The following is a 20,301-nucleotide window of genomic DNA, read 5'->3' as shown; positions in this document are numbered from 1 at the left end:
AAAATTAAACCGGTTTAGCTATTTCTACTAACACACGCTTTCCTTTTATTTGAGCACCAGCCATTTTTTCTAAAACAACATTGGCATATTCTTTAGGCACATCTACGTAAGTATGCTTATTTTCAATCTGAATTTGACCTAAAACATTGCCAGGAATACCGGATTCACCAGCAAAAGCACCTACAATGTTTGAAGGAGAAATTTTCTCATTGAAACCAATGTTAACAAACATGCGCACCATATTTTCATCTGAACGATAAGGTCTGCCTTCTTTGTCATTTCTTGGTCCACGAGGTCCACGATCTCTATCGCCACCACGGTCATCACGACCACCATAACGAGATTCTCTTTCAAAGCGACCAGCGCCACGACGACCATCACGATCTCCGCCACGATCACCACGGTAACCACCGCGGTCTCCACGATCACCACCACGATCATCGCGTCCATATTTACGAGATTGACGCTCAAATTCTCCTTCGAGATTCTCGTCCCCAAACTCATTCTTTTGAACACCCATACTGATTTTTACTAAAGCAGCAACAATTTGCTCTGTCGTAAATCCTGCATGATGAAGATTCGTTAAAGCATCATTGAAAACATCTAAATCGCCTTCTTGAATAGTAGCAGCCACACGTTCAATGAACATACCTTTCTTCACGCCAACTACATCAGTAAAGGTTGGAATAACTCCTTTTTCGATTTTCACTTTCGTGTAATTCATGATTTCACGTAAGCGATTTCTTTCAGAACCAACCACTAAAGTAAAGGCTTTACCGAATTTTCCAGCTCTACCGGTACGACCAATACGGTGTACATAATACTCTTCATCTAAAGGAATGTCATAATTGATAACAGCATCCACATTCTCTACGTCCAAACCACGTGCTGCCACGTCAGTAGCTACCAAGAAACCTACATTTCCATTACGGAAACGATTCATCACTTGAGTACGTTGAGATTGACGTAAATCACCATGAAGACCTTCTGCAGCATAACCACGCATCACCAATTCTTCTACTACCTCATCCACACGTTTCTTCTGATTACAGAAAATAAGTACCAATTTGAGGTTATAAAAATCAATTAAACGAGTCGTTACCTCCATTTTAGCACGTCCTTTGACATCAAAGTACAATTGCTCAATGTTGACATTGGTAATTTCGTTTTTAACCACCTTCACTAATTTAGGATTGGTCAAATAACGATTCGTTAAAGCCATAATAGGCTTTGACATGGTTGCAGAGAATAGAACGACTTGGCGTTCTTCTGGAATTTCTTGTAAGATACTTTCGATATCTTCTCTGAAACCCATATCTAGCATTTCATCAGCTTCATCCAAAACAATCATGGATGCCTGACCTAATTTCAAAGCACGACGTTCAATTAAGTCAATAACACGACCTGGAGTTCCGACAACAATGTTGGCTCCAGCCTTTAAAGATTTAATTTGACGTTCGATAGAATCTCCACCGTAAACCGTGGTTACCCAAACACCCTTAGTGAACTTGGATAATTTCTTCAATTCTTCCGTTACCTGAAGTGCTAATTCACGCGTAGGACATAATACGATGGCCTGCACATATTTCTCGAATGGAGCGACATGCTCAATCATTGGAATACCAAACGCAGCAGTTTTACCTGTACCCGTTTGTGCTTGGCCGATTACATCACGACCTTCTAAAATAAATGGAATAGCTTCTGATTGAATGGGAGAAGCGAATTCAAAGCCCATTTCATTAACAGCAGCCAGGATTCCTTCCGAAAACGGAAGCGAATCAAAGCGAATTTGATTACTCATTTGTTGTTTTTTAATTACGTTGCCCGAACACATCCGTAATTAACTCTTGCCGATAGCCCTTTACCAGGGAAAAGAATTTTACAATTAATGTAAAAAAGAGTTGTGAGGATGTATTTGTATTTCTAAAGCACAAAAGTACTTTAATAAAAAACGAGAAGCAAATAAATTGTATTATTTTAATACAGACTTCTTAGAAAGTATCAGTAAAATTTGTGAATTGATTGGAACAGATGCCTCTGGATTTACCGTATTTCCAGCAGCTTTCACATCAATACGAGTAGGAGAAATTCCTTCTCCGACTAAACGATTTTTGACAACAAATCCTCGTTTTAAGCCTGATTTAGCATCATTTTCAGAAAAAGCATAAATACGAATATGCACGTCTTTGTACTTATTCAAACCTTCCACCATTTTCTTAAAAAAAGCATCAAAGGGTGAAACTAGTTGATTGGTTTCTTCGTCAAAAGAAATTTCACTAACACGTAATTCACTCGATTCCGTATTGGTTGTATCCGTCAAATATTCAAACATCGGTACCAAGGCTGAGTTCTTAGGAACATCAAAAGCCTTGCCATCTGGCCAACTTAGGTGAGTTAATGAATCAGAAGCAATGCGAGCAGAATCAGCACTTAGTTTACTGAGGCTATCACGTAATTTCGCTAAACTATCGATGGGAATTATTTCTTCAGTTTCAGCATTCACCACCTCTTCCTCCTTGGTCATATTGACATAAACAAACCAAGCAATAACCGAGGCAATCATGATTGAACCAAGGATTAGTCCTATGATCTTCCAATTAGTTGATGAGGATCCATCATCAACAGCGCTCAGTTCAAATTCATCTGAATTACTTTGAAATGTGCTAGATTCGTTCCTGAAAAAATCATTGAGTAATAAAATTTCAGAAATCTGCCCTTGCAATTTAGCTGGGCATAAAGCGGCAAATTCATGCTTTTGAGTAAATAAATACTCCCCAAAAGCACTCCAATCTTTCAAATTGGCCGAATCAACATACTTTAGCCGATTTCCGTACAAGGCAAAACAAATACTTAGGCCTTTAACGACTAAGGAACTTTTACACTTTAATTCACGAGAGACCAAAAGAGCAATAGCACTTTTTTTGTCTGGCATTAATACCCCAAATAAACCTTCACCATATTGAATGATTTTCTCCCAATTCACCGAAGAAGTTGGAGATGTAAAAATGAATTCAATTTCTTTAGTGGGTACTGTTTTCTGCTGAATAAAATTATTTAAGGCATTATAACGTATTCTATTTCGAATAAGAATGAGCGAAGAGCCCAAAATGATAGATTCCCAAACAGGTAATAATTCCTGAATTTTTTCAACACTCTCGTTGGTATAATGTGCTACACGTTGAATAAAAATCTCTCTCTCGCCAGCTTCCAAAATTGTAAACATCTGCCTCTTTGGGTATAATTATCCCCTAAATTACATTAGTCCTATCACTTTTAACACATAATGAATCGTATTTTTTTCATATTTATTACTTCCATGAAAATGTATCATTAACTTTGCAAGATGAAGAAAGTATTATTCATTGACCGGGATGGAACCATCATCATTGAACCGATCACCGACCAGCAGGTAGACAGCTATGAAAAATTAGCCTTTTTGCCCAATGTCATTTCCAATCTAAAAAAAATCACGGAGATCACTGATTTTGAATTGGTGATGGTCACGAACCAAGATGGTTTAGGAACTGCTTCTTTTCCAGAGGAGACATTTTGGCCAGCTCAAAATAAAATGATTGAAATATTGGCCTCAGAAGGGATAAGATTTTCTAACATTCATATTGATAAAAGTTTTCCTCATGAAAATTTGCCAACTAGAAAACCTAGAATAGGCCTATTGGAGGAATATTTTTCACCCGCATATGATTTAGCTAATTCCTATGTCATCGGAGATCGTTTAACAGATATTCAATTAGCTAAAAATTTAGGCTGTCAAAGTATTTTGATTGGGGCATTGGACGTTCCTGAAGAATTACAGGCTTCTTTATCGCTTCAATGTGAGCATTGGAACGAAATTTTTCAATTTTTCCAACTACCCGCAAGAAAGGTTTCACATGACCGAAATACCCACGAAACTAAAATCCATATAGATTTAAATTTGGATGGAAGTGGTATAGCTTATAATCAAACCGGTTTAGGATTTTTTGATCACATGTTAGACCAAATTGCCAAACACGCTAACATGGATTTAGCGGTTAGTGTTCAAGGAGATTTACACATCGATGAACACCATACCATTGAAGATACAGGAATTGCCCTTGGTGAGGCTTTTGCTTTGGCCTTAGGTAATAAGCGGGGTATCAATCGGTACGGTTTCTTATTGCCCATGGATGATTGTTTAGCGCAAGTGGCTATCGACTTTTCCGGTAGAAATTGGCTAGTTTGGGAGGCAGATTTTAAGAGAGAAAAAATTGGAGAAATGCCAACAGAAATGTTTTCTCATTTCTTTAAATCTTTTTCAGATGCGTCCAAATCAAACCTAAATATCAAGGCGGAAGGAGAAAATGAGCACCACAAAATAGAAGCCATTTTTAAAGCATTTGCTAAATCAATTCGATTAGCCGTTCAAAGAGATGTAAATAATTTAAATTCTTTGCCAAGTACTAAAGGCCTGCTTTAATTTTTTTAGTATTTTTGCACGTCATTAAACATACAACTATGGGTTATTCAGGAGCAGCTTTTTTTATTATTTTGTTCGCCATTTCAATTGTGATTGGTTCAAAACTTCAAAAGATTTATAAAGAAAGAGGAAAATAGTCCTCTTTCTTTATAAATAGCCTTCATCGGCAAAACTGAAATAGCCTTGGGCAGTAATAATTAAATGATCCAATACTTGGATATCTAACATTTTACCTGCCTCTACAATTCGCTGCGTTAATTCCCGATCTGCTTTACTTGGTTTCAATTGTCCAGATGGATGGTTATGCGCTATGATCAGCGAGCTTGATATAGCATCTAATGCTGATTTAAACAGAAGCTTTAAATCAACAGAAGTACCAGCCACCCCTCCCATGCTTAATCGTTGCATTTTAATTAAACTTGATGCTCGGTTCAAATGCATGATCCAAAACTCTTCATGGTTCAAATCAAATAAATGAGGATGGAGTAATTGGTAGGCATCTTTGGAACTTTGAATTACTTGTATGGCCTGCGATGCTTCATAGGACATCCTTCTACGGCCTAATTCCATGGCAGCCACTAAAAGGGTAGCCTTGGCTTTCCCTAGGCCTTTAAACTTCATGAAATCATGTAAGGAAAAACGGCCAAGTGTACTTAAATTACCCCCAATGGAATTCAATAATTCATTCGCCATTTGGAGGGCAGATTTATTAGGAATTCCGGAATGGATTAAAATGGCTAATAATTCATCCACGCCCAACAAATCCTTGCCGATTAAATTCAACTTTTCCCTTGGTCTATCTTCTACCTTCAGGTCTTTAATAGTAAGATGGGAGCTTTCGTACTTCATTTGATTTTTTAAACGAATGTACTGGCCTGAAACGAAAAAACCCCGCCATAGGCAGGGTTTATCAAGTATATGATAATCGTGCTATTAAGCAGCGACTTTGTTAACCAACTTAGCTAATTTAGACTTCTGGTTGGCTGCTTTATTCTTGTGGATGATGTTCTTCTTCGCCAATTTATCCAAAGCTGAAGAAACTTGTTTGAACAAATCTACCACTACAGATGAGTCCGTAGTCAATCTCAATTTCTTGATCAATGTACGAGTAGATTTATGCTGATAACGATTGCGCAAACGCTTTGCTTCATTTGCCCGAATACGCTTTAGTGCTGATTTATGATTTGCCATTTTTAACTAAAAAATTTCTATTCTTTTGAAAATTGAAATGCAAAAGTAAACAATATGATTTATACTCACAAGGTTTTACCTAAAAAAAGCCAGATAATTTACTTGATTTTCAGCCTATTTTTATTCCAAAGTCCCAGTTTGAGTCTAAACCCATGGGGATTTTATGCTCATAAAAAAATCAACAAGCTGGCAGTCTTCACTTTACCTCCTACTTTAAGCAAATTTTACAAAAGGCATCTTTCCAAATTAGAAGAATGGGCTGTATTACCCGATCAAAGAAGGTATATACTTGATTTGGAAGCAGCCCGACATTACATTGACCTAGACCAATATCCACCTAACATTCAAAATAGCACTTGGAAAGAAGCGCTTCAACTGATTGCTGAGGACAGCCTACAAAAACATGGCATTGTACCATGGCATATACCTCAAGTACACCAACGCTTAATTCATGCTTTTAATCAACATGACACCTTACAAATCATTAAACTATCGGCTGAACTAGGCCATTATGTGGCTGATGCCCACGTTCCTTTACATACTACATCCAATTATGATGGTCAAAAAACGGGGCAACAAGGCCTCCATAGTTTCTGGGAATCAAGAATCCCTGAATTGCTGGGAGAAGGCATAGATGATTGGATTGGCCCTGCCGAATATGTAGATAATCCGCAGCAATCTGTCTGGAATTGGGTACTAAAGGCTCATCAATTAGTGCCCAGTTTATTGAAAAAGGAACAGGAATTAAATCAAATCACCCAAGAAAGTAAAAAATACAGTATGGAAAAAAAAGGAAAATCATTGATCAAGACATATAGTAAAATGTATAGTTTGGCTTACCACAAATCTTTAAATCAACAGATTGAAAATCAATATAAATCCGCCATTCAGCATCTAGGCGATTTACTATTAACTGCCTGGATATTGGGAGGACAAAGTGATTTCAAATAAATTTGTGCAATTTTGCAGTATGATAACAGCACAAAGCGTACATTTAAAACGAGGCAAAGATGCCCCAGTGAGAAGATTTCACCCATGGATATTTTCAGGAGCTATTTACCAGCAAAGCCCAAATTTACAAGATGGCGATTGGGTGAATGTATTAAGTGATAAAGGTGAATTCCTAGGCCTAGGTCATTATCATGCGGGTAGCATTGCAGTTAAAATTGTATCCTTTACACCTGTAGCGGATTTAGCAGAATTATGGGTACATAAAATAGCTCGTGCTTGGGAATTAAGGCAACAGTTAAATATGTCGGAAACCAATGCCTATCGCTTAATTCATGGAGAAGGCGATGGCTGCCCAGGCTTAATCATTGATGTCTACCATGATGTATTTGTTTTTCAGGCGCATACCATTGGTATGTACCGCAACAAAGAGGCGATTATTAAAGCCTTAAAAGTGGTTTTTGGTGATTTAGTAAAGGCCGTTTATGATAAAAGCAAGGAAACTTTGCCGCCCAATTTTGCCGCCCAATGCCAAAACGAGTACGTCCTTGGTTCAGCTGAGGTTCCGTATGAAATCCAAGAAAACGGAGTCAAATTTTCGGTGAATTGGGTAACTGGACAAAAAACGGGTTTCTTTTTAGATCAACGGGATAACCGTGCCTTGTTGGCCCATTATGCCAAGGATAAGCACATTTTAAATACATTTTGTTATTCAGGAGGTTTCTCACTTTATGCCTTAAAAGCTGGAGCTGCTTCCGTTCTTTCATTAGATGCTTCAGCTAAAGCGATTGATTTAGTTAATGCTAATATTAGCCTGAATAAGTTTGGTAAAAAGAAACACGAGGCCATTGTAGGTGAAACCCTACCCTACCTTAAAAATAACCAAGATGAATTTGATATCATTATTTTGGATCCACCAGCTTTTGCTAAATCCATAAGTACAAAACATAAGGCTCTTCAAGGATATCAAAAAATCAACCAAATAGCGATTCAACAAATTAAGAAAAATGGCTTAATTTTTACCTATTCTTGTTCACAGGTCATTACAAGGGAACTATTTTTAAACATGTTGGTAGCAGCAGGAATAGCAGCAGGAAGAGAAATACAGGTTATACATCAAATGACCCAAGCTCCAGACCATCCCATTAATTTATTCCATCCAGAAAGTAATTACCTAAAGGGATTTGTTCTTCGAGTTATATAAAAAAACGCCATTTCAGAAGATGAGATGGCGTTTTTCTTTTAAACTGAGATTCTGTACATTAATTAACAAATCTAAATATTCTATTCCAACGGATTTTTCCGGAGAATAAGCCTTTACCTGGGTCCAAAGACATCCAAACAAAAACAGCCTTACCAACGATATGGTCTGCTGGTACAAATCCCCAAAAACGCGAGTCGGCTGAATTATGGCGATTATCTCCCATCATAAAATAGTAATCCTGTTGAAAAGTATAGGAAGTCAATGCCTTACCGTCTTTCATCAATTTACCCCCTTCTAGCGTAATATCTTTATTACCCTCATAACTTCTTATGGCTTCTTGATACAAAGGAATAGTCTTAGCATCCAACTGGACAGTCCAACCTTTTTCAGGAATCTGTAAAGGTCCAAAAAAGTCTCTATTCCATTTAAACTGAGTTGTATCATGAGGGAAAATGTCTATGTAAGTTACCCCCTTAGGATCTTTAAATGAATTATAATCAATTTCCTTTTTGAAAGGTAATTTCATGATTTCATCCAAATGTTTTTTACTGGTATTTAACTTATAACCAACTAATTGATTCGTAGAATCTGCTAAAGGCAACCAATCTGAAGACTCAAAACTGGCATCTACCGAATTTCTGATACCGTATTGATCGAAAAAGCTCTCATCTAAATCCTCTTTTGTCTTTAAGAAAACAGGATGTTGCATTCTTTCAGGATTTTCTAAAGGTTTACCATTAATGAAAACTTGTTGGTCTCTGATCTCCAATACATCACCTGGCGTAGCTACACAACGCTTCACATAAAAGGTACGTAAATCAAGTGGAGCATCACCATCTTCCTCCCAATTGGGAGCATTAAATACAACAGCATCACCTTTTTTAACTTCTGTAAATCCGGGAAGTCTAAAAACAGGTAAATCCAACCAACGTAGATAAGATGGCAAATTGGTAAACCAAATCTTTTGGTGTGTCAATGGAAGTTGTAAAGGAGTCTTAGGCGTCCTTACACCATAGTGCATTTTACTGACAAAAAGAAAATCACCTACCATCAGGGAACTTTCCATGGATGGAGTGGGAATGGTATAGGCCTCAAATAGAAAGAACCTGATAAGGGTAGCTGCTATAACAGCAAAAGCCACAGAATCAAGCCATTCTCTAAAAGCTGATTTTTGTTTAGGATGTTTATTTTCCTCTTGTTTCATTTTATTTCTTTTTCAAAAATTTATCAATCAACTCTTGTGATGGCTTATGTATGTAAGGATGTGGAAATCCTCTTTCTATGAAATCTGGGTCGAGCATGTTGGTATAACGGAAATGACAAGACCAACGTATTTCATTATTGGAAATTACGCCTGATTCATGAACCAATAGTGTGGAAAAAACCGCAATATCCCCTGCTTTAAGCTCTGGCTGGAGTCTTGGAAAGGAGTTTCTATCAAAAGGTACTTCTGCAAAACCATTATCAATTTTATCTGTCAGGGGACCCAATTTATGGGATCCTGGGTAAAACACGACAGGCCCATGTTCCACTTGTACGTCCATCAAAGGTATCCAAACCACCACAGAATCAGCAGAGGATAACATAGAAACCCAATCCTGATGTAGTGGTGTTTTATAAAAATGCTCTGATTTTGCTAAAGAAGGATGATTGAAAAACAAAACTGGACGTGTACACATATTAGGTACTTTCATTCCAATGTCATGCATCAATTGCACCAAATCTGGATGAACTGCAATTTGGTATAACTCTACCAAACCCGTTTGAATCAATTTTCCGCAATTGATGAACTCATCAATATGGTTTTCAAATAATTGAACCATTTGGCTCAAGTAATCTCCTTTAATACCAAAGTGGTCAAACTGAATTTGAAAAATTTGCTTAGCGGCAGCCTGCAATTTGTGAATTAAAGCTGGGTCAAAAAAACCAGGTATCACCACCACCCCTTGTTCATCTAACTCCTTCTTTATGAATTCAATATTGTGCATATTAATCTAATTTTAACATATCATCCATCCCCAAAACACCTTTTTTATCTTTCACCCATTCCGCTGCAATAACGGCACCTAAAGCAAATCCTTCTCGGCTAAACGCTTCATGTGTCATCTCAATTTGATCTACTTTGGATATGTATTTAACGGTATGGGTACCAGGTTTGGTCGATTCTCTTTGAGACCAAATAGCCACTTGATTACTTTGTGGTATTTCATTATTCACCCAAGAATCTTTGTTGGGAAATGCCTCTATTATACCTTCAGCAATGGTGATGGCCGTTCCACTTGGAGAATCCTTTTTCTCCGTATGGTGAATTTCATTGGTATAAATTTCATACTGGCCATGCGGAGCCATCAACTTAGCTAAGTGCTTATTTAAAGCAAAAAACAAATTCACGCCAATGGAATAATTGGAAGCATAAAAGAAGGTTGAGTCGTATTTTTTAGTCAGCTCCTCTACTTCAGATTTTTTCTCTAACCAACCAGTAGTACCACAAACTATGGGTATTTGCTTTTCTAAGCAAATTAAAATATTGGCATAAGCCGACTGTGGATTAGAAAATTCAATAGCCACATCCACATCTTGTTTACTCAAGCCTAGTAAATCGTTCGGATTATCAATATCTATTTTAGCTACAATTTGATGTCCTCTATTCAGCGCAATACGCTCAATTTCCTTGCCCATCTTACCATAACCAATCAGCACTATTCTCATTCTTTTACTTTTTAAAATTAAATGACAAAGATACACCAGAAACTAAACCATTTGAAAAGGACTGGTATTCAAAAGTGGGTTTTATTTTCAGGGCTATATCATCCGATACATCAAAAGTCTTTAAATGCGCACTTACGTTAGCATCCACCACATTGAGCGCCCAGGCCAAAACCATCCCAATATAGGTATAATCTCGATTTCTACGAAAACCATCGTTTAATCGTTTTAATTGATTCACATCCAAATCCCGAACCAAACCATCTTCATAGGGTACCGCAACAGTAGCAGGGGGAACATAAGTTGGGTCGTCGGGATGCGGAGAGGCTATGTAATAATAAGCCCTATATTTCTCATAACGCACATTGTTGTAATTTGCAATAATACCCAAGGTAATAAATGCACCAGCCACAAGAGGCAATTTCCAATATTGACGGTTATATAGTTGACCCCACCCCGGTATCATCAATGATTTTATGGTGGCTTGACGAGGAATAATTTTATAAGGAAGTACTTGGGAAGTTTTGACACTATCAAGTTTCAAATCTTTTTCTTTCGCTACCGTATCCATAGGCGCATTCAAGGCCAAAGATGCCCATGAGCAAAGTAAAATAAATGATAAACAAAAAACGGCCCGACATGTAACGGGGCTAGTGGCATACCTCATGGCTCGACTATTGTACTGCTTTCAATAGTTTTAATAGCTCCTCTTTTGACTTAAAACTTACCTTCAATTCGCCTTTCCCCTCTTCATTCATTTTAAAAGAAACGGGAGATTGGAAAAAACTAGCAAAGGTTTGTTGGATTTTATGCAATTCAGCAACAGGTAGTGTTTTTGAGTCATCTGACTTCCCTAAGTTCGGATGTGCCGACTGCCTAACAGCATCTTCTAATTTACGAACAGACCATTCTTCAGAAATAGTCTTTTGAAAAAGAACATGTTGTAATTCTGGATTTTCAACAGAAACTAAACAACGAGCGTGGCCCATGGAAATTTTGGCATCACGAATAGCGGCTTGAATGGCTATAGGTAATTTCAACAAACGCATGTAGTTTGTTACATTAGAACGACTCTTCCCAACCCGATTTCCTAAATCTTCTTGTTTCAATTGACATTCATCCATCAAACGTTTGTAGGATAAAGCAATTTCAATGGCATTTAAATTTTCACGCTGAATATTTTCAATCAAGGCCATTTCAATCATCTGCTGATCATCGGCAGTCCTGACATAGGCAGGAATACTCTTTAATCCAGCTAATTTAGAAGCTTGAAGGCGGCGTTCACCTGAAATCAATTGAAACTTTTTGGGAGCTATCTTCCGAACAGTTATGGGCTGAATGATTCCTTGAATACGAATGGATTCAGCTAAGTCTGCTAAGGCTTCTTGCTCAAAATGCTCGCGAGGTTGATAGGGATTCGTCTCAATGTACTCCAATGGTATTTCATCCATCAAATTCACACCTTCTAAACTACCAGCAAATTCGGAGGAATGTTTCGCATTATGAGATACACTTTCAGAATCTTCCAGCAAAGCGCCTAGACCTCTACCCAAACCTATTCTTTTTTTTGAATTTGATTCCTGCTTTGCACTCATATGATTTAATCTGCTAAACAGCTTGTAACAAACCGTTTTTGGTGATAATTTCTTTTGCCAAATTTAAGTAGCTGATAGCACCTTTACTATCTGCATCATGCAAAATAGCTGGTATACCAAAACTTGGGGACTCTGATAAACGAATATTTCTAGGAATTATAGTCTCAAATACCATATTCTTAAAATGACTATTAACTTCATTCACCACTTGATTTGATAAACGAAGACGTAGGTCATACATGGTCAATAAAATACCCTCGATCATCAATCCAGGATTCAAACGAGATTGAATAATTTTTATCGTATTCAATAACTTGCCTAAACCTTCCAAGGCATAGTACTCACACTGAACAGGAATAATGACTGAATCGGCAGCGGTGAGGCAATTAATGGTGATTAAACCCAATGAAGGAGAACAATCCATGATGATGAAATCATATAAATCTTTGATTTCAGCTAAAGCATCTCGCATTCTAGCTTCACGATTATTTAAATTAATCATCTCAATCTCAGCTCCAACTAAATCAATATGAGAGGGAATGATATCTAGGAAATCTAATTCAGTCGATACAATACTCTCTTTAACTTTAGCCAAACCAACCATACACTCATAAATACTTTGAGTGATTTCTTTGGGATTTAACCCCAAACCTGAAGTGGAATTTGCTTGTGGATCTGCGTCTATAATCAAAGTCTTAAATTCCAAAGCTGCTAAGGAGGCTGCTAAATTAATAGCCGTGGTCGTTTTACCAACTCCACCTTTTTGATTAGCGATAGCAATGATTTTACCCATGGTTAAAAATCTGAAGAATTATAAGGACAAATGAAGGACAATATTACAAAATATGTTTCACATCTGAATTCATTTTTTTCGAATCAGCGACAAGATTAAATCAAGAACTTTGTATCAAATTTTGTAACATTCTTGTAACTTGGTATTTGTATTCATCAACCTTTATGTCCGAAAACACAAGCAGTCACCCAAAAGGCCTTTATGTTTTGTATTCCACCGAAATGTGGGAACGATTCAATTTTTATGGCATGAGAGCCCTGCTCTCTTTATTTTTAGTAAATGCCCTAGCTTTTAAACAAACTGATGCTTCCATCTTATACGGTGGATTTTTGGGTTTAAGTTACCTAACAACCATGGCAGGCGGATATATATCAGACCGTTACCTTGGAAATAGAAATTGTATTTTAATTGGGGGATTTGTCATGGCTATTGGCCAAATATTCATGTTCTCCTCAGCCAGCACCTTTAGCATGGATTTGGGATTGGCACAAAATCTCATGTGGGGTGGTTTGTTTTTTTTAATTATCGGAAACGGATTCTTCAAGCCAAATATTTCCTCCATGGTAGGGCAACTGTATCGAAAAGGAGACAATCGATTAGATGCGGCTTTCACTATTTTCTATATGGGCATCAACACAGGAGCCTTATTAGGGATGTTAATTTGCCCCTTTTTAGGTGATGTAAAAGTAGATGGCGTCCGAGTGCTGGAAGCCTTTAAATGGGGATTTTTTGCTGCAGGAACCGCGATGTTGATTGGAACCGTTTCTTTCTATTTTCTCAAAAATAAGTTTATAGTAGACCCAGATGGTTTAGCCGTTGGAGAAAAGCCATTTTCCAATAACGTTTCTAATTCCGTTGAAGGAGAAACTGAAAAAGCTGAATTTACAAGCAAATCCATAGCTAGTGCCGTCGTATTGTTTTTTATATTGGTATTCACATTTCATTATTTCTTCATCACAGAAGAACCCAATATTATCAAGGATTGGATTTACCCAGTTATTTATTCCTCTGGTATTAGTTTAGCATTTTTAATCATCACCGACAAAACCATTACGAGTATTGAGCGAAATAGAATATTGGTGATGTACATAATTTCATTCTTTGTTATATTCTTTTGGGCATCCTTTGAGCAAGCTGGTTCTTCCTTAACTTTCATTGCTGACCAACAGACTGATCTTCATCTTCTTGGAATTGAACTCCCTCCTAGCTCGGTCCAAAATGCTAATTCCTTTTTCATCATTTTGTTGGCATTTCCTTTTTCTTGGCTTTGGATTTGGCTGAATAAAAGAGGTCTAGAACCCAATTCTCCCGCTAAACAAGCCATAGGTTTATTGTTACTATCGATTGGTTATTTAATCATTGCCTCTCAAATCAAAGATTTAGGAAATAATAAATTAGGCGTTATCTGGCTGATTGTCATGTACTTATTTCATACCATGGGTGAATTATGCCTTTCACCAATTGGTTTATCATTGGTCTCTAAATTAGCACCTAAACGATTTTCTTCTCTGTTAATGGGTGTTTGGTTTTTAGCAAATGCAGCTGGTTATGCCTTAGCTGGAACTTTAGGTGCTTTATTACCACCAGCTGAGGCGGTGGTTGGACAGGTCAACTTCCCTAGTTTCTTAGGATTTGAAATTCACAACTTATATGAATTTTTTATGCTTTTTGTTACGTTAACAGGAATAGCTGCCATAATTCTATATATTTTAGCCATTGGACCTCTAAAAAGAATGATGCACGGCATCCGATAATATTATGCATGGACCAGATCACCACCTTCACGAAAAACATTTAAAAAGTTCGGATTTCCTAACCGATGTCGTAATTGGCATGTCGGATGGATTAACCGTTCCTTTTGCCCTTGCAGCAGGACTTTCAGGAGCTGTGTCTAGTAATGATATTGTTACCACGGCTGGAGTGGCTGAAATAGTAGCGGGTTCCATTGCCATGGGTTTAGGTGGCTATTTGGCTGGAATGACGGAAAAAGAACATTATGAAGCTGAATTGGCTCGTGAGTATGATGAAGTTGAACGAGTTCCTGATCGAGAAAAAGAAGAAATCCGAGAAGTTTTTGAAGATTATGGTTTAAGTCCTGAAGCCCAAGAAATGGTAGTCAACTGCATCGCTAGTGACAAAGATAAATGGGTAGATTTTATGATGCGATTTGAATTAGGCTTAGAAAAACCCAACCCAAATCGCGCTAGAAATTCTGCGCTAACAATAGGTATTTCATACGCTATCGGTGGTTTAATTCCCCTAGTACCCTATTTTTATTTAGATAAACCAGAAGATGGCTTGATTTACTCAGCCATCATAACGCTACTAGCTTTATTTATATTTGGCTATTTCAAGAGTAAAATGACTGGACAGCAGCCCATTATTGGAGCCCTTAAAGTCATGTCCATTGGAGCTGCTGCGGCTGGAGCTGCCTTCATGGTTGCTAAACTCTTTTAATAGGCAGAAACAGTATCATCTCCTCTTGAATCTGCTCCACCTTGGAGTTTTCCATTAGGCAATACAAAAATTCCTTCCACCAAACCTATTCCATTGCTAGGAACCATTTTATAATTTTTTCCATTTAATCGGTTTAATTGCTCGGAACTAAAACGATTTTTTTCAAATAAAACTTGATCTGGCATCCATTGGTGATGAAAGCGAGGATACTCAACAGCCTGTTGCATATTCATTCCCATTTCAAGGGTATTTAATATTACTTGAAACACGGAGGTAATAATAGTAGAACCACCTGGTGTTCCCACGACCATTTTCAATTTACCCTGCTCCTCCACTATGGTAGGAGTCATACTTGATAGCATTCTTTTACCCGGTTGAATCTCATTGGCCTTAGAACCAATCAAACCATACAAATTAGGAGAACCCGCTTTGGCACTGAAATCATCCATTTCATCATTCAATAGAAATCCTGCTCCTCCCACAAATACCTTACTTCCATAACTATTATTCAAAGTAGTTGTAATAGATACAGCATTTCCTTCTTCATCCACAATCGAATAATGAGTTGTTTCAGGACTTTCATAAGCAGGGAATTGTCCGGCAGCAACTGAAGAGCTTAAAGTAGCTTGTTCAAAACTAAAGTCTTTCATTCTTTCCTGGATATAAATTGGATTGGTCAATTCTGATTGTGGTACTTTAACAAAATCCGGATCCCCTAACCATTTAGCACGGTCGGCGTAAACCCTTCTTTCTGCTTCTACCATAACTTGAACCGTAGAATCTGACTGAGCACCCCAGCTGGAAAGTGGGTAAGGTTCAACCATTTTCATTAATTGATTTAAAGCAATACCTCCGCTAGAAGGCGGTGGCATACTAATAATTTTCTTACCCTTATATTCAAAACTCACCGTATTTCTCCAAGCAGCTTGATAAGCTTTTAAATCCTTTTTGGTCATGATTCCTCCCTGACGATTCATCTCACGAACCAAAAGTCGAGCCGTTTTACCACGATAAAAACCCTTTGATTTTCTTTTAGCAATACGTTCTAAGGATTGTGCTAAGTCCTCTTGGACCAACAAATCCCCTTTTTGCCATTTTTCATCATTGGATTTAATCAGGTAATTCTTTCCAAAATTAAATTTTTGGAAATCAGATTTCTGACCATTCAAGCCTCTAGCTTCTTTTTCCGTTAAAACAACCCCATTTCTCGCTAAATCAATGGCAGGCTGAACGAGCTCCTTCCAAGCTAGTCTACCAAACTTTTGATGCATGGCTTCCATCCCAGCCACAGCGCCTGGAACCCCAACTGAAAAAATGCCTGCTTGACTTTTACCGGGAATTATAGCCCCAGTTTCGTCTAAATACATGTCCCTAAAAGCTTTCGAAGGAGCTTTTTCTCTAAAATCTAAAGCAAAAGTTTGAGCTTGTTTATCCCGATAAACCAAAAAACCTCCTCCTCCAATATTTCCAGCGGCAGGATGGCAAACGGCTAATGCAAAATTGACAGCAACCGCAGCATCAATGGCATTTCCGCCTTTTTTTAGGATAGCAAGTCCAATATCACTAGATGCTGGATGCGTAGAAACAACCATTCCTTTACTTGATTCCACGACAGGTTTGAGCGTTTGTGAAAAAGAAGGAGTACCAATCAAGAAGGCTAACAGGAAGAAAAGCTTAGTTTGTTGCATGGTGAAGAATTAAAATTGAAAACATTCCAATATTGAAAGCTCAATTAGAGCATTGCCATAACAAAAATATAATTTAACTTTGTGAATATTTTAAGTTTTTTTAATTAAAACAGATACTTACAGTGGATATTTTCGAGAAAGTTGTCAAAAACATGGGGCCTATCGGTGCTCATGCGCATTACTCCCACCATTATTTTTCATTTCCAAAGTTAACAGGAGAACTTGGCCCAAGAATGACCTTTATGGGAAAGGAGATGCTCAACTGGTCTTTAAATAACTATTTAGGCCTGGCAAATCATCCAGAAGTAAGAAAAGCTGATGCTGATGCGGCAGCTAAATATGGTTTAGCATACCCAATGGGTGCACGTATGATGTCTGGAAATACCGATGAGCATGAAGAATTTGAAAGACAATTAGCTGAATTTGTAGGTAAAGAAGACAGTTTCTTATTAAACTATGGGTATCAAGGTGTCATGTCAATCATCGAATGTATGGTTGATCACCGTGATATCATCGTATATGATGCTGAATCTCATGCTTGTTTAATTGACGGTATCCGTTTACATAAAGCTAAAATGGGAGATTATTATAAATTCAATCACAATGACATGGATTCATTGCGTAAGAATTTAGAAAGAGCTACCAAAAAGACCCAAGAAACGGGAGGTGGAATTCTAGTCATTACCGAAGGTGTGTTTGGTATGTCTGGAAAAGTTGGATCCTTAGATAAGATTGTGGAGATGAAGAAGGACTTCAACTTCCGTTTATTGGTAGATGATGCACATGGATTTGGAACCATGGGTGCAAATGGAAGAGGTGTGGGTGAATATTTGAATTGTACTGAAGGGATTGATTTGTATTTCTCTACGTTTGCCAAATCCATGGCAGCCATTGGAGCCTTTGTAGCTGCACCAAAGGACATCATCATGTATTTAAAATACAATATGCGTTCTCAAACCTATGCCAAAGCATTACCTATGCCTTTTGTCATTGGTGGAATGAAGCGTTTAGAGTTAATTAAAAAACATCCCGAATTAAGAGAACGTTTATGGGAAAACGTACGCTCCTTACAAAAGGGTCTTAAAGAAAAAGGATTTGATATTGGAGAAACACAATCACCGGTAACACCTGTATTCTTGCATGGCGAATATGATATTGCTGCCGTTACCTCCTTAGTTAGAGATTTACGCGAAAACATGGGTATATTTTGTAGTATTGTTGTATATCCGGTAGTTCCTAAAGGACAGATTATGTTGAGAATTATCCCAACATCCTCTCATACTCAAGCGGATATTGAATATACCACCGAATGTTTCGCAGAGGTTCAAAAAAGATTAAAAGACGGTTATTATAAGGTTTTAAATGCCACTAAGTAATTTTTTTAAGCATTTTTTAACTTTTTTAACTTTTTTTTGGGTTTTTTCGTAGAAATAGTTTGTATGGATTAAGTTTTTTGTTAAATTTCGCCTTATAAGCGCTTCAAACAGCGAAATAAGACAATCTATTTTTACAACCTACAAAATCAAATTATTATGAGCAGATTTGCACAAGTTAAAGACCTAGTTATGTCATTAGAATCAGATTTCGAAAAATTCTACGATAAGGGTAATCAAGCAGCAGGAACACGCGTAAGAGGTGGCTTACAGCAATTAAAAACTTTAGCTCAAGAAATTCGTACTGAAGTTCAAAATCAGAAGAACGCAGGAAAATAATTAGTTTATTTCTTGATTAAAAAAAGCCCGTTACATCGTATCGGGCTTTTTTATATTAAAATTTCTCTGTGTTTAGGGCTTTACCTATTCCATCTACCATCAGTTTACCCCTCTCCTTATCAAAAACCTGAGTTTGAATTTCCGCTGTATGTTTGACAGGATCGATGGCAATGACCTTAAATTTAGCTTGATAAACAAGGTCAACGTACAAAGGTCTTTTAAATTCAGACAATTGGCTTAGATAGACACTTCCTTGTCCAGGAAATTCCATCCCCATAACACGCGAAAAAATACTGGCGATCAGCGCTCCATGAATTATGGGTTTCTTGAAAACCGTTTGAGCTGCGAATTCCTCATCCCAATGTAAAGGGTTAAAATCACCTGATATTTTACAAAAGTCGTTTACCTGCTCCTGTGTAAAGCTAAATTCAATTTCGTAACTATCTCCGACTGAATACATATTGAAAGTATATTAATTAATATTGAAAAATAGAGTCTAACTTTGTGATTGAAATTAAATAGCATGATTCACTTCATTTACAATCCCAATTCCGGAAGCAAAAGTAATGCAAGTAAAAAGCAAATGCTTCAAAAATTAGAAAAGATTGAAAATAGCCAATTACATTTAACGGAATATGCAGGCCATGCGCAAGAATTAGCCCTTTATGCCTTGAGAAATGGAGCGCAGAGAGTCGTTGCCATTGGAGGTGACGGAACAATACACGAAGTTGCTAGCGCATTAATAGGGTCAAATACAGCATTAGGAATCATTCCCATTGGTTCAGGGAATGGATTAGCTAGGCATTTGGGGATAGATTTAAATTTTTCAAAGGCCTTACAGCAAGCCATCCATGGATCAGAAATAAGTATAGACGTAGCTTACTGGAACCAAGATGCCTTCTTTTGTACGGCGGGAATAGGATTTGATGCCTTAGTTGCTAACCAGTTTGCCCAAGGTAAAAAGAGAGGATTAATAAATTACATTAAATGCACTTTACGGTCTATCATCCATTACCGACCTATTCAGATTCAAGAACTAAATCAGAAAGAAGAAGAAATATTTTCCATGACTTTTGCTAATGCAAATCAATTTGGAAATAATGCCTACATTTCTCCCTACTCTGATCTTCAAGATGGAAACTTTGAAGTTGTTAAGGTAAAACCGCTAACTATTTGGGAATCAGCCCAACTTGGAATTAGCCTATTTTCTAAAAGTTTACCTAAACATAAAAAAGTCAGTATACAATCGAGTCAAAGATTTGATTTCAGCGTCCCAATTGGCACTTTTTACCATATGGATGGTGAAAATTTAAGTACAAAAGTCCAAGAGCATAGCATTCAAATTCAAGCAAAAAATTTGCAGGTAATTGTATAGTGCCATAATTAAGCGAAAAGGCTGTTTTTTATTCAAAATAATTATAACTAATTGTATTTCAACAGATTAACAATTGTTCAAATTTTTTAAATGTAGACTTTGTTTAAATAACTACGTTTTTGATTCAAAATATTTTTATTTTTTTTTCTTATATTTTTTCAAGCCAAAATACACCA

Annotated in this window: 20 protein-coding genes; 8 read left to right on the top strand and 12 right to left on the bottom strand. The window is 37.2% G+C overall.

Features of this window, described 5'->3' with window-relative positions; all coding sequences use genetic code 11:
• Positions 1 to 4: 4 nt before the first annotated feature.
• Together ACST15_RS00650 and ACST15_RS00645 are read right to left on the bottom strand one after the other, a co-directional pair.
• Complete coding sequence (locus ACST15_RS00650; protein ID WP_459452731.1) at positions 5 to 1,801, bottom strand: DEAD/DEAH box helicase; 1,797 nt, start codon at positions 1,799 to 1,801, stop codon at positions 5 to 7.
• A 171-nt stretch (positions 1,802 to 1,972) separates the two neighbouring features.
• A complete protein-coding gene (locus ACST15_RS00645; RefSeq protein ID WP_459452730.1) occupies positions 1,973 to 3,223 on the bottom strand; it encodes a hypothetical protein in 1,251 nt (416 codons plus the stop codon).
• 120 nt (positions 3,224 to 3,343) lie between these two features.
• Between ACST15_RS00645 and hisB the strand changes: the two genes are divergently transcribed.
• A complete protein-coding gene (hisB, locus tag ACST15_RS00640) occupies positions 3,344 to 4,456 on the top strand; it encodes a bifunctional histidinol-phosphatase/imidazoleglycerol-phosphate dehydratase HisB (RefSeq protein WP_459452729.1) in 1,113 nt (370 codons plus the stop codon).
• A gap of 147 nt (positions 4,457 to 4,603) precedes the next feature.
• On the opposite strand, the gene radC is transcribed toward hisB, so the two are convergent.
• Both radC and rpsT read right to left on the bottom strand, forming a co-directional pair.
• Positions 4,604 to 5,305, bottom strand: a complete 702-nt coding sequence (gene radC / locus ACST15_RS00635) for a RadC family protein (protein ID WP_459452728.1) — start codon at positions 5,303 to 5,305, stop codon at positions 4,604 to 4,606.
• A gap of 84 nt (positions 5,306 to 5,389) precedes the next feature.
• The gene (gene rpsT, locus ACST15_RS00630; protein ID WP_109322831.1) at positions 5,390 to 5,647 is read right to left on the bottom strand and encodes a 30S ribosomal protein S20; all 258 of its coding nucleotides are present in this window, start codon (positions 5,645 to 5,647) and stop codon (positions 5,390 to 5,392) included.
• A 54-nt stretch (positions 5,648 to 5,701) separates the two neighbouring features.
• On the opposite strand from rpsT, the gene ACST15_RS00625 reads away from it, so the two are divergent.
• Together ACST15_RS00625 and ACST15_RS00620 are read left to right on the top strand one after the other, a co-directional pair.
• Positions 5,702 to 6,598, top strand: coding sequence for a zinc dependent phospholipase C family protein (locus ACST15_RS00625; protein ID WP_459452727.1), 897 nt, complete (start codon positions 5,702 to 5,704; stop codon positions 6,596 to 6,598).
• A gap of 19 nt (positions 6,599 to 6,617) precedes the next feature.
• On the top strand, positions 6,618 to 7,799 hold the full coding sequence (locus tag ACST15_RS00620) for a class I SAM-dependent rRNA methyltransferase (RefSeq protein WP_459452726.1): 1,182 nt from the start codon (positions 6,618 to 6,620) through the stop codon (positions 7,797 to 7,799).
• A gap of 58 nt (positions 7,800 to 7,857) precedes the next feature.
• Here the strand turns inward: ACST15_RS00620 and lepB are convergent, their stop codons facing one another.
• Genes lepB through ACST15_RS00590 form a run of 6 tightly spaced genes read right to left on the bottom strand, consistent with a single transcriptional unit; the run spans position 7,858 to position 12,893 of the window.
• Complete coding sequence (lepB, locus tag ACST15_RS00615; RefSeq protein ID WP_459452725.1) at positions 7,858 to 9,003, bottom strand: signal peptidase I; 1,146 nt, start codon at positions 9,001 to 9,003, stop codon at positions 7,858 to 7,860.
• 1 nt (position 9,004) lies between these two features.
• Entirely contained in the window at positions 9,005 to 9,787 is a 783-nt protein-coding gene (locus ACST15_RS00610; protein ID WP_459452724.1) for a phytanoyl-CoA dioxygenase family protein, read from the bottom strand.
• 1 nt (position 9,788) lies between these two features.
• Positions 9,789 to 10,508, bottom strand: a complete 720-nt coding sequence (gene dapB, locus ACST15_RS00605; RefSeq protein WP_459452723.1) for a 4-hydroxy-tetrahydrodipicolinate reductase — start codon at positions 10,506 to 10,508, stop codon at positions 9,789 to 9,791.
• A gap of 4 nt (positions 10,509 to 10,512) precedes the next feature.
• A complete protein-coding gene (locus ACST15_RS00600; RefSeq protein ID WP_459452722.1) occupies positions 10,513 to 11,172 on the bottom strand; it encodes a DUF5683 domain-containing protein in 660 nt (219 codons plus the stop codon).
• 7 nt (positions 11,173 to 11,179) lie between these two features.
• Positions 11,180 to 12,100, bottom strand: coding sequence for a ParB/RepB/Spo0J family partition protein (locus ACST15_RS00595; RefSeq protein WP_459452721.1), 921 nt, complete (start codon positions 12,098 to 12,100; stop codon positions 11,180 to 11,182).
• A 13-nt stretch (positions 12,101 to 12,113) separates the two neighbouring features.
• The gene (locus tag ACST15_RS00590) at positions 12,114 to 12,893 is read right to left on the bottom strand and encodes a ParA family protein (protein WP_459452720.1); all 780 of its coding nucleotides are present in this window, start codon (positions 12,891 to 12,893) and stop codon (positions 12,114 to 12,116) included.
• Positions 12,894 to 13,057: 164 nt separating this feature from the next.
• Between ACST15_RS00590 and ACST15_RS00585 the strand changes: the two genes are divergently transcribed.
• A complete protein-coding gene (locus tag ACST15_RS00585) occupies positions 13,058 to 14,647 on the top strand; it encodes a peptide MFS transporter (RefSeq protein ID WP_459452719.1) in 1,590 nt (529 codons plus the stop codon).
• 4 nt (positions 14,648 to 14,651) lie between these two features.
• Positions 14,652 to 15,350, top strand: a complete 699-nt coding sequence (locus tag ACST15_RS00580) for a VIT1/CCC1 transporter family protein (protein WP_459452718.1) — start codon at positions 14,652 to 14,654, stop codon at positions 15,348 to 15,350.
• On the opposite strand, the gene ggt is transcribed toward ACST15_RS00580, so the two are convergent.
• A complete protein-coding gene (gene ggt, locus ACST15_RS00575; RefSeq protein ID WP_459452717.1) occupies positions 15,347 to 17,038 on the bottom strand; it encodes a gamma-glutamyltransferase in 1,692 nt (563 codons plus the stop codon). The two genes, ACST15_RS00580 and ggt, sit on opposite strands and share 4 nt — an antisense overlap.
• 122 nt (positions 17,039 to 17,160) lie before the next feature.
• On the opposite strand from ggt, the gene ACST15_RS00570 reads away from it, so the two are divergent.
• Together ACST15_RS00570 and ACST15_RS00565 are read left to right on the top strand one after the other, a co-directional pair.
• Complete coding sequence (locus tag ACST15_RS00570) at positions 17,161 to 18,414, top strand: aminotransferase class I/II-fold pyridoxal phosphate-dependent enzyme (protein ID WP_459452716.1); 1,254 nt, start codon at positions 17,161 to 17,163, stop codon at positions 18,412 to 18,414.
• Positions 18,415 to 18,570: 156 nt separating this feature from the next.
• Positions 18,571 to 18,750 carry a histone H1 gene (locus ACST15_RS00565; protein ID WP_459452715.1) on the top strand — a complete coding sequence of 60 codons (180 nt, stop codon included), beginning with the start codon at positions 18,571 to 18,573 and terminating at the stop codon, positions 18,748 to 18,750.
• Between the two features lie 55 nt (positions 18,751 to 18,805).
• Here ACST15_RS00565 and ACST15_RS00560 read toward each other — a convergent pair whose 3' ends face one another.
• Complete coding sequence (locus tag ACST15_RS00560; protein ID WP_459452714.1) at positions 18,806 to 19,210, bottom strand: MaoC family dehydratase; 405 nt, start codon at positions 19,208 to 19,210, stop codon at positions 18,806 to 18,808.
• A 63-nt stretch (positions 19,211 to 19,273) separates the two neighbouring features.
• On the opposite strand from ACST15_RS00560, the gene ACST15_RS00555 reads away from it, so the two are divergent.
• Complete coding sequence (locus tag ACST15_RS00555; protein WP_459452713.1) at positions 19,274 to 20,125, top strand: diacylglycerol/lipid kinase family protein; 852 nt, start codon at positions 19,274 to 19,276, stop codon at positions 20,123 to 20,125.
• Positions 20,126 to 20,301: the final 176 nt, after the last annotated feature.

Source organism: Aquirufa sp. Wall-65K1 (genome assembly GCF_054558475.1).
This window is presented reverse-complemented; position numbering and strand designations above follow the sequence as displayed.

What these genes read in the sequence shown, in the direction of transcription:
- radC (WP_459452728.1), bottom strand. Translation starts at nt 5,305, where the DNA reads ATGAAGTACGAAAGCTCCCATCTTACTATTAAAGACCTGAAGGTAGAA.
- ACST15_RS00555 (WP_459452713.1), top strand. Translation starts at nt 19,274, where the DNA reads ATGATTCACTTCATTTACAATCCCAATTCCGGAAGCAAAAGTAATGCA.
- ACST15_RS00620 (WP_459452726.1), top strand. Translation starts at nt 6,618, where the DNA reads ATGATAACAGCACAAAGCGTACATTTAAAACGAGGCAAAGATGCCCCA.
- hisB (WP_459452729.1), top strand. Translation starts at nt 3,344, where the DNA reads ATGAAGAAAGTATTATTCATTGACCGGGATGGAACCATCATCATTGAA.
- ACST15_RS00560 (WP_459452714.1), bottom strand. Translation starts at nt 19,210, where the DNA reads ATGTATTCAGTCGGAGATAGTTACGAAATTGAATTTAGCTTTACACAG.
- ACST15_RS00610 (WP_459452724.1), bottom strand. Translation starts at nt 9,787, where the DNA reads ATGCACAATATTGAATTCATAAAGAAGGAGTTAGATGAACAAGGGGTG.
- ggt (WP_459452717.1), bottom strand. Translation starts at nt 17,038, where the DNA reads ATGCAACAAACTAAGCTTTTCTTCCTGTTAGCCTTCTTGATTGGTACT.
- ACST15_RS00600 (WP_459452722.1), bottom strand. Translation starts at nt 11,172, where the DNA reads ATGAGGTATGCCACTAGCCCCGTTACATGTCGGGCCGTTTTTTGTTTA.
- ACST15_RS00585 (WP_459452719.1), top strand. Translation starts at nt 13,058, where the DNA reads ATGTCCGAAAACACAAGCAGTCACCCAAAAGGCCTTTATGTTTTGTAT.
- ACST15_RS00590 (WP_459452720.1), bottom strand. Translation starts at nt 12,893, where the DNA reads ATGGGTAAAATCATTGCTATCGCTAATCAAAAAGGTGGAGTTGGTAAA.
- lepB (WP_459452725.1), bottom strand. Translation starts at nt 9,003, where the DNA reads ATGAAACAAGAGGAAAATAAACATCCTAAACAAAAATCAGCTTTTAGA.
- dapB (WP_459452723.1), bottom strand. Translation starts at nt 10,508, where the DNA reads ATGAGAATAGTGCTGATTGGTTATGGTAAGATGGGCAAGGAAATTGAG.
- rpsT (WP_109322831.1), bottom strand. Translation starts at nt 5,647, where the DNA reads ATGGCAAATCATAAATCAGCACTAAAGCGTATTCGGGCAAATGAAGCA.
- ACST15_RS00565 (WP_459452715.1), top strand. Translation starts at nt 18,571, where the DNA reads ATGAGCAGATTTGCACAAGTTAAAGACCTAGTTATGTCATTAGAATCA.
- ACST15_RS00625 (WP_459452727.1), top strand. Translation starts at nt 5,702, where the DNA reads ATGATTTATACTCACAAGGTTTTACCTAAAAAAAGCCAGATAATTTAC.
- ACST15_RS00645 (WP_459452730.1), bottom strand. Translation starts at nt 3,223, where the DNA reads ATGTTTACAATTTTGGAAGCTGGCGAGAGAGAGATTTTTATTCAACGT.
- ACST15_RS00580 (WP_459452718.1), top strand. Translation starts at nt 14,652, where the DNA reads ATGCATGGACCAGATCACCACCTTCACGAAAAACATTTAAAAAGTTCG.
- ACST15_RS00595 (WP_459452721.1), bottom strand. Translation starts at nt 12,100, where the DNA reads ATGAGTGCAAAGCAGGAATCAAATTCAAAAAAAAGAATAGGTTTGGGT.
- ACST15_RS00650 (WP_459452731.1), bottom strand. Translation starts at nt 1,801, where the DNA reads ATGAGTAATCAAATTCGCTTTGATTCGCTTCCGTTTTCGGAAGGAATC.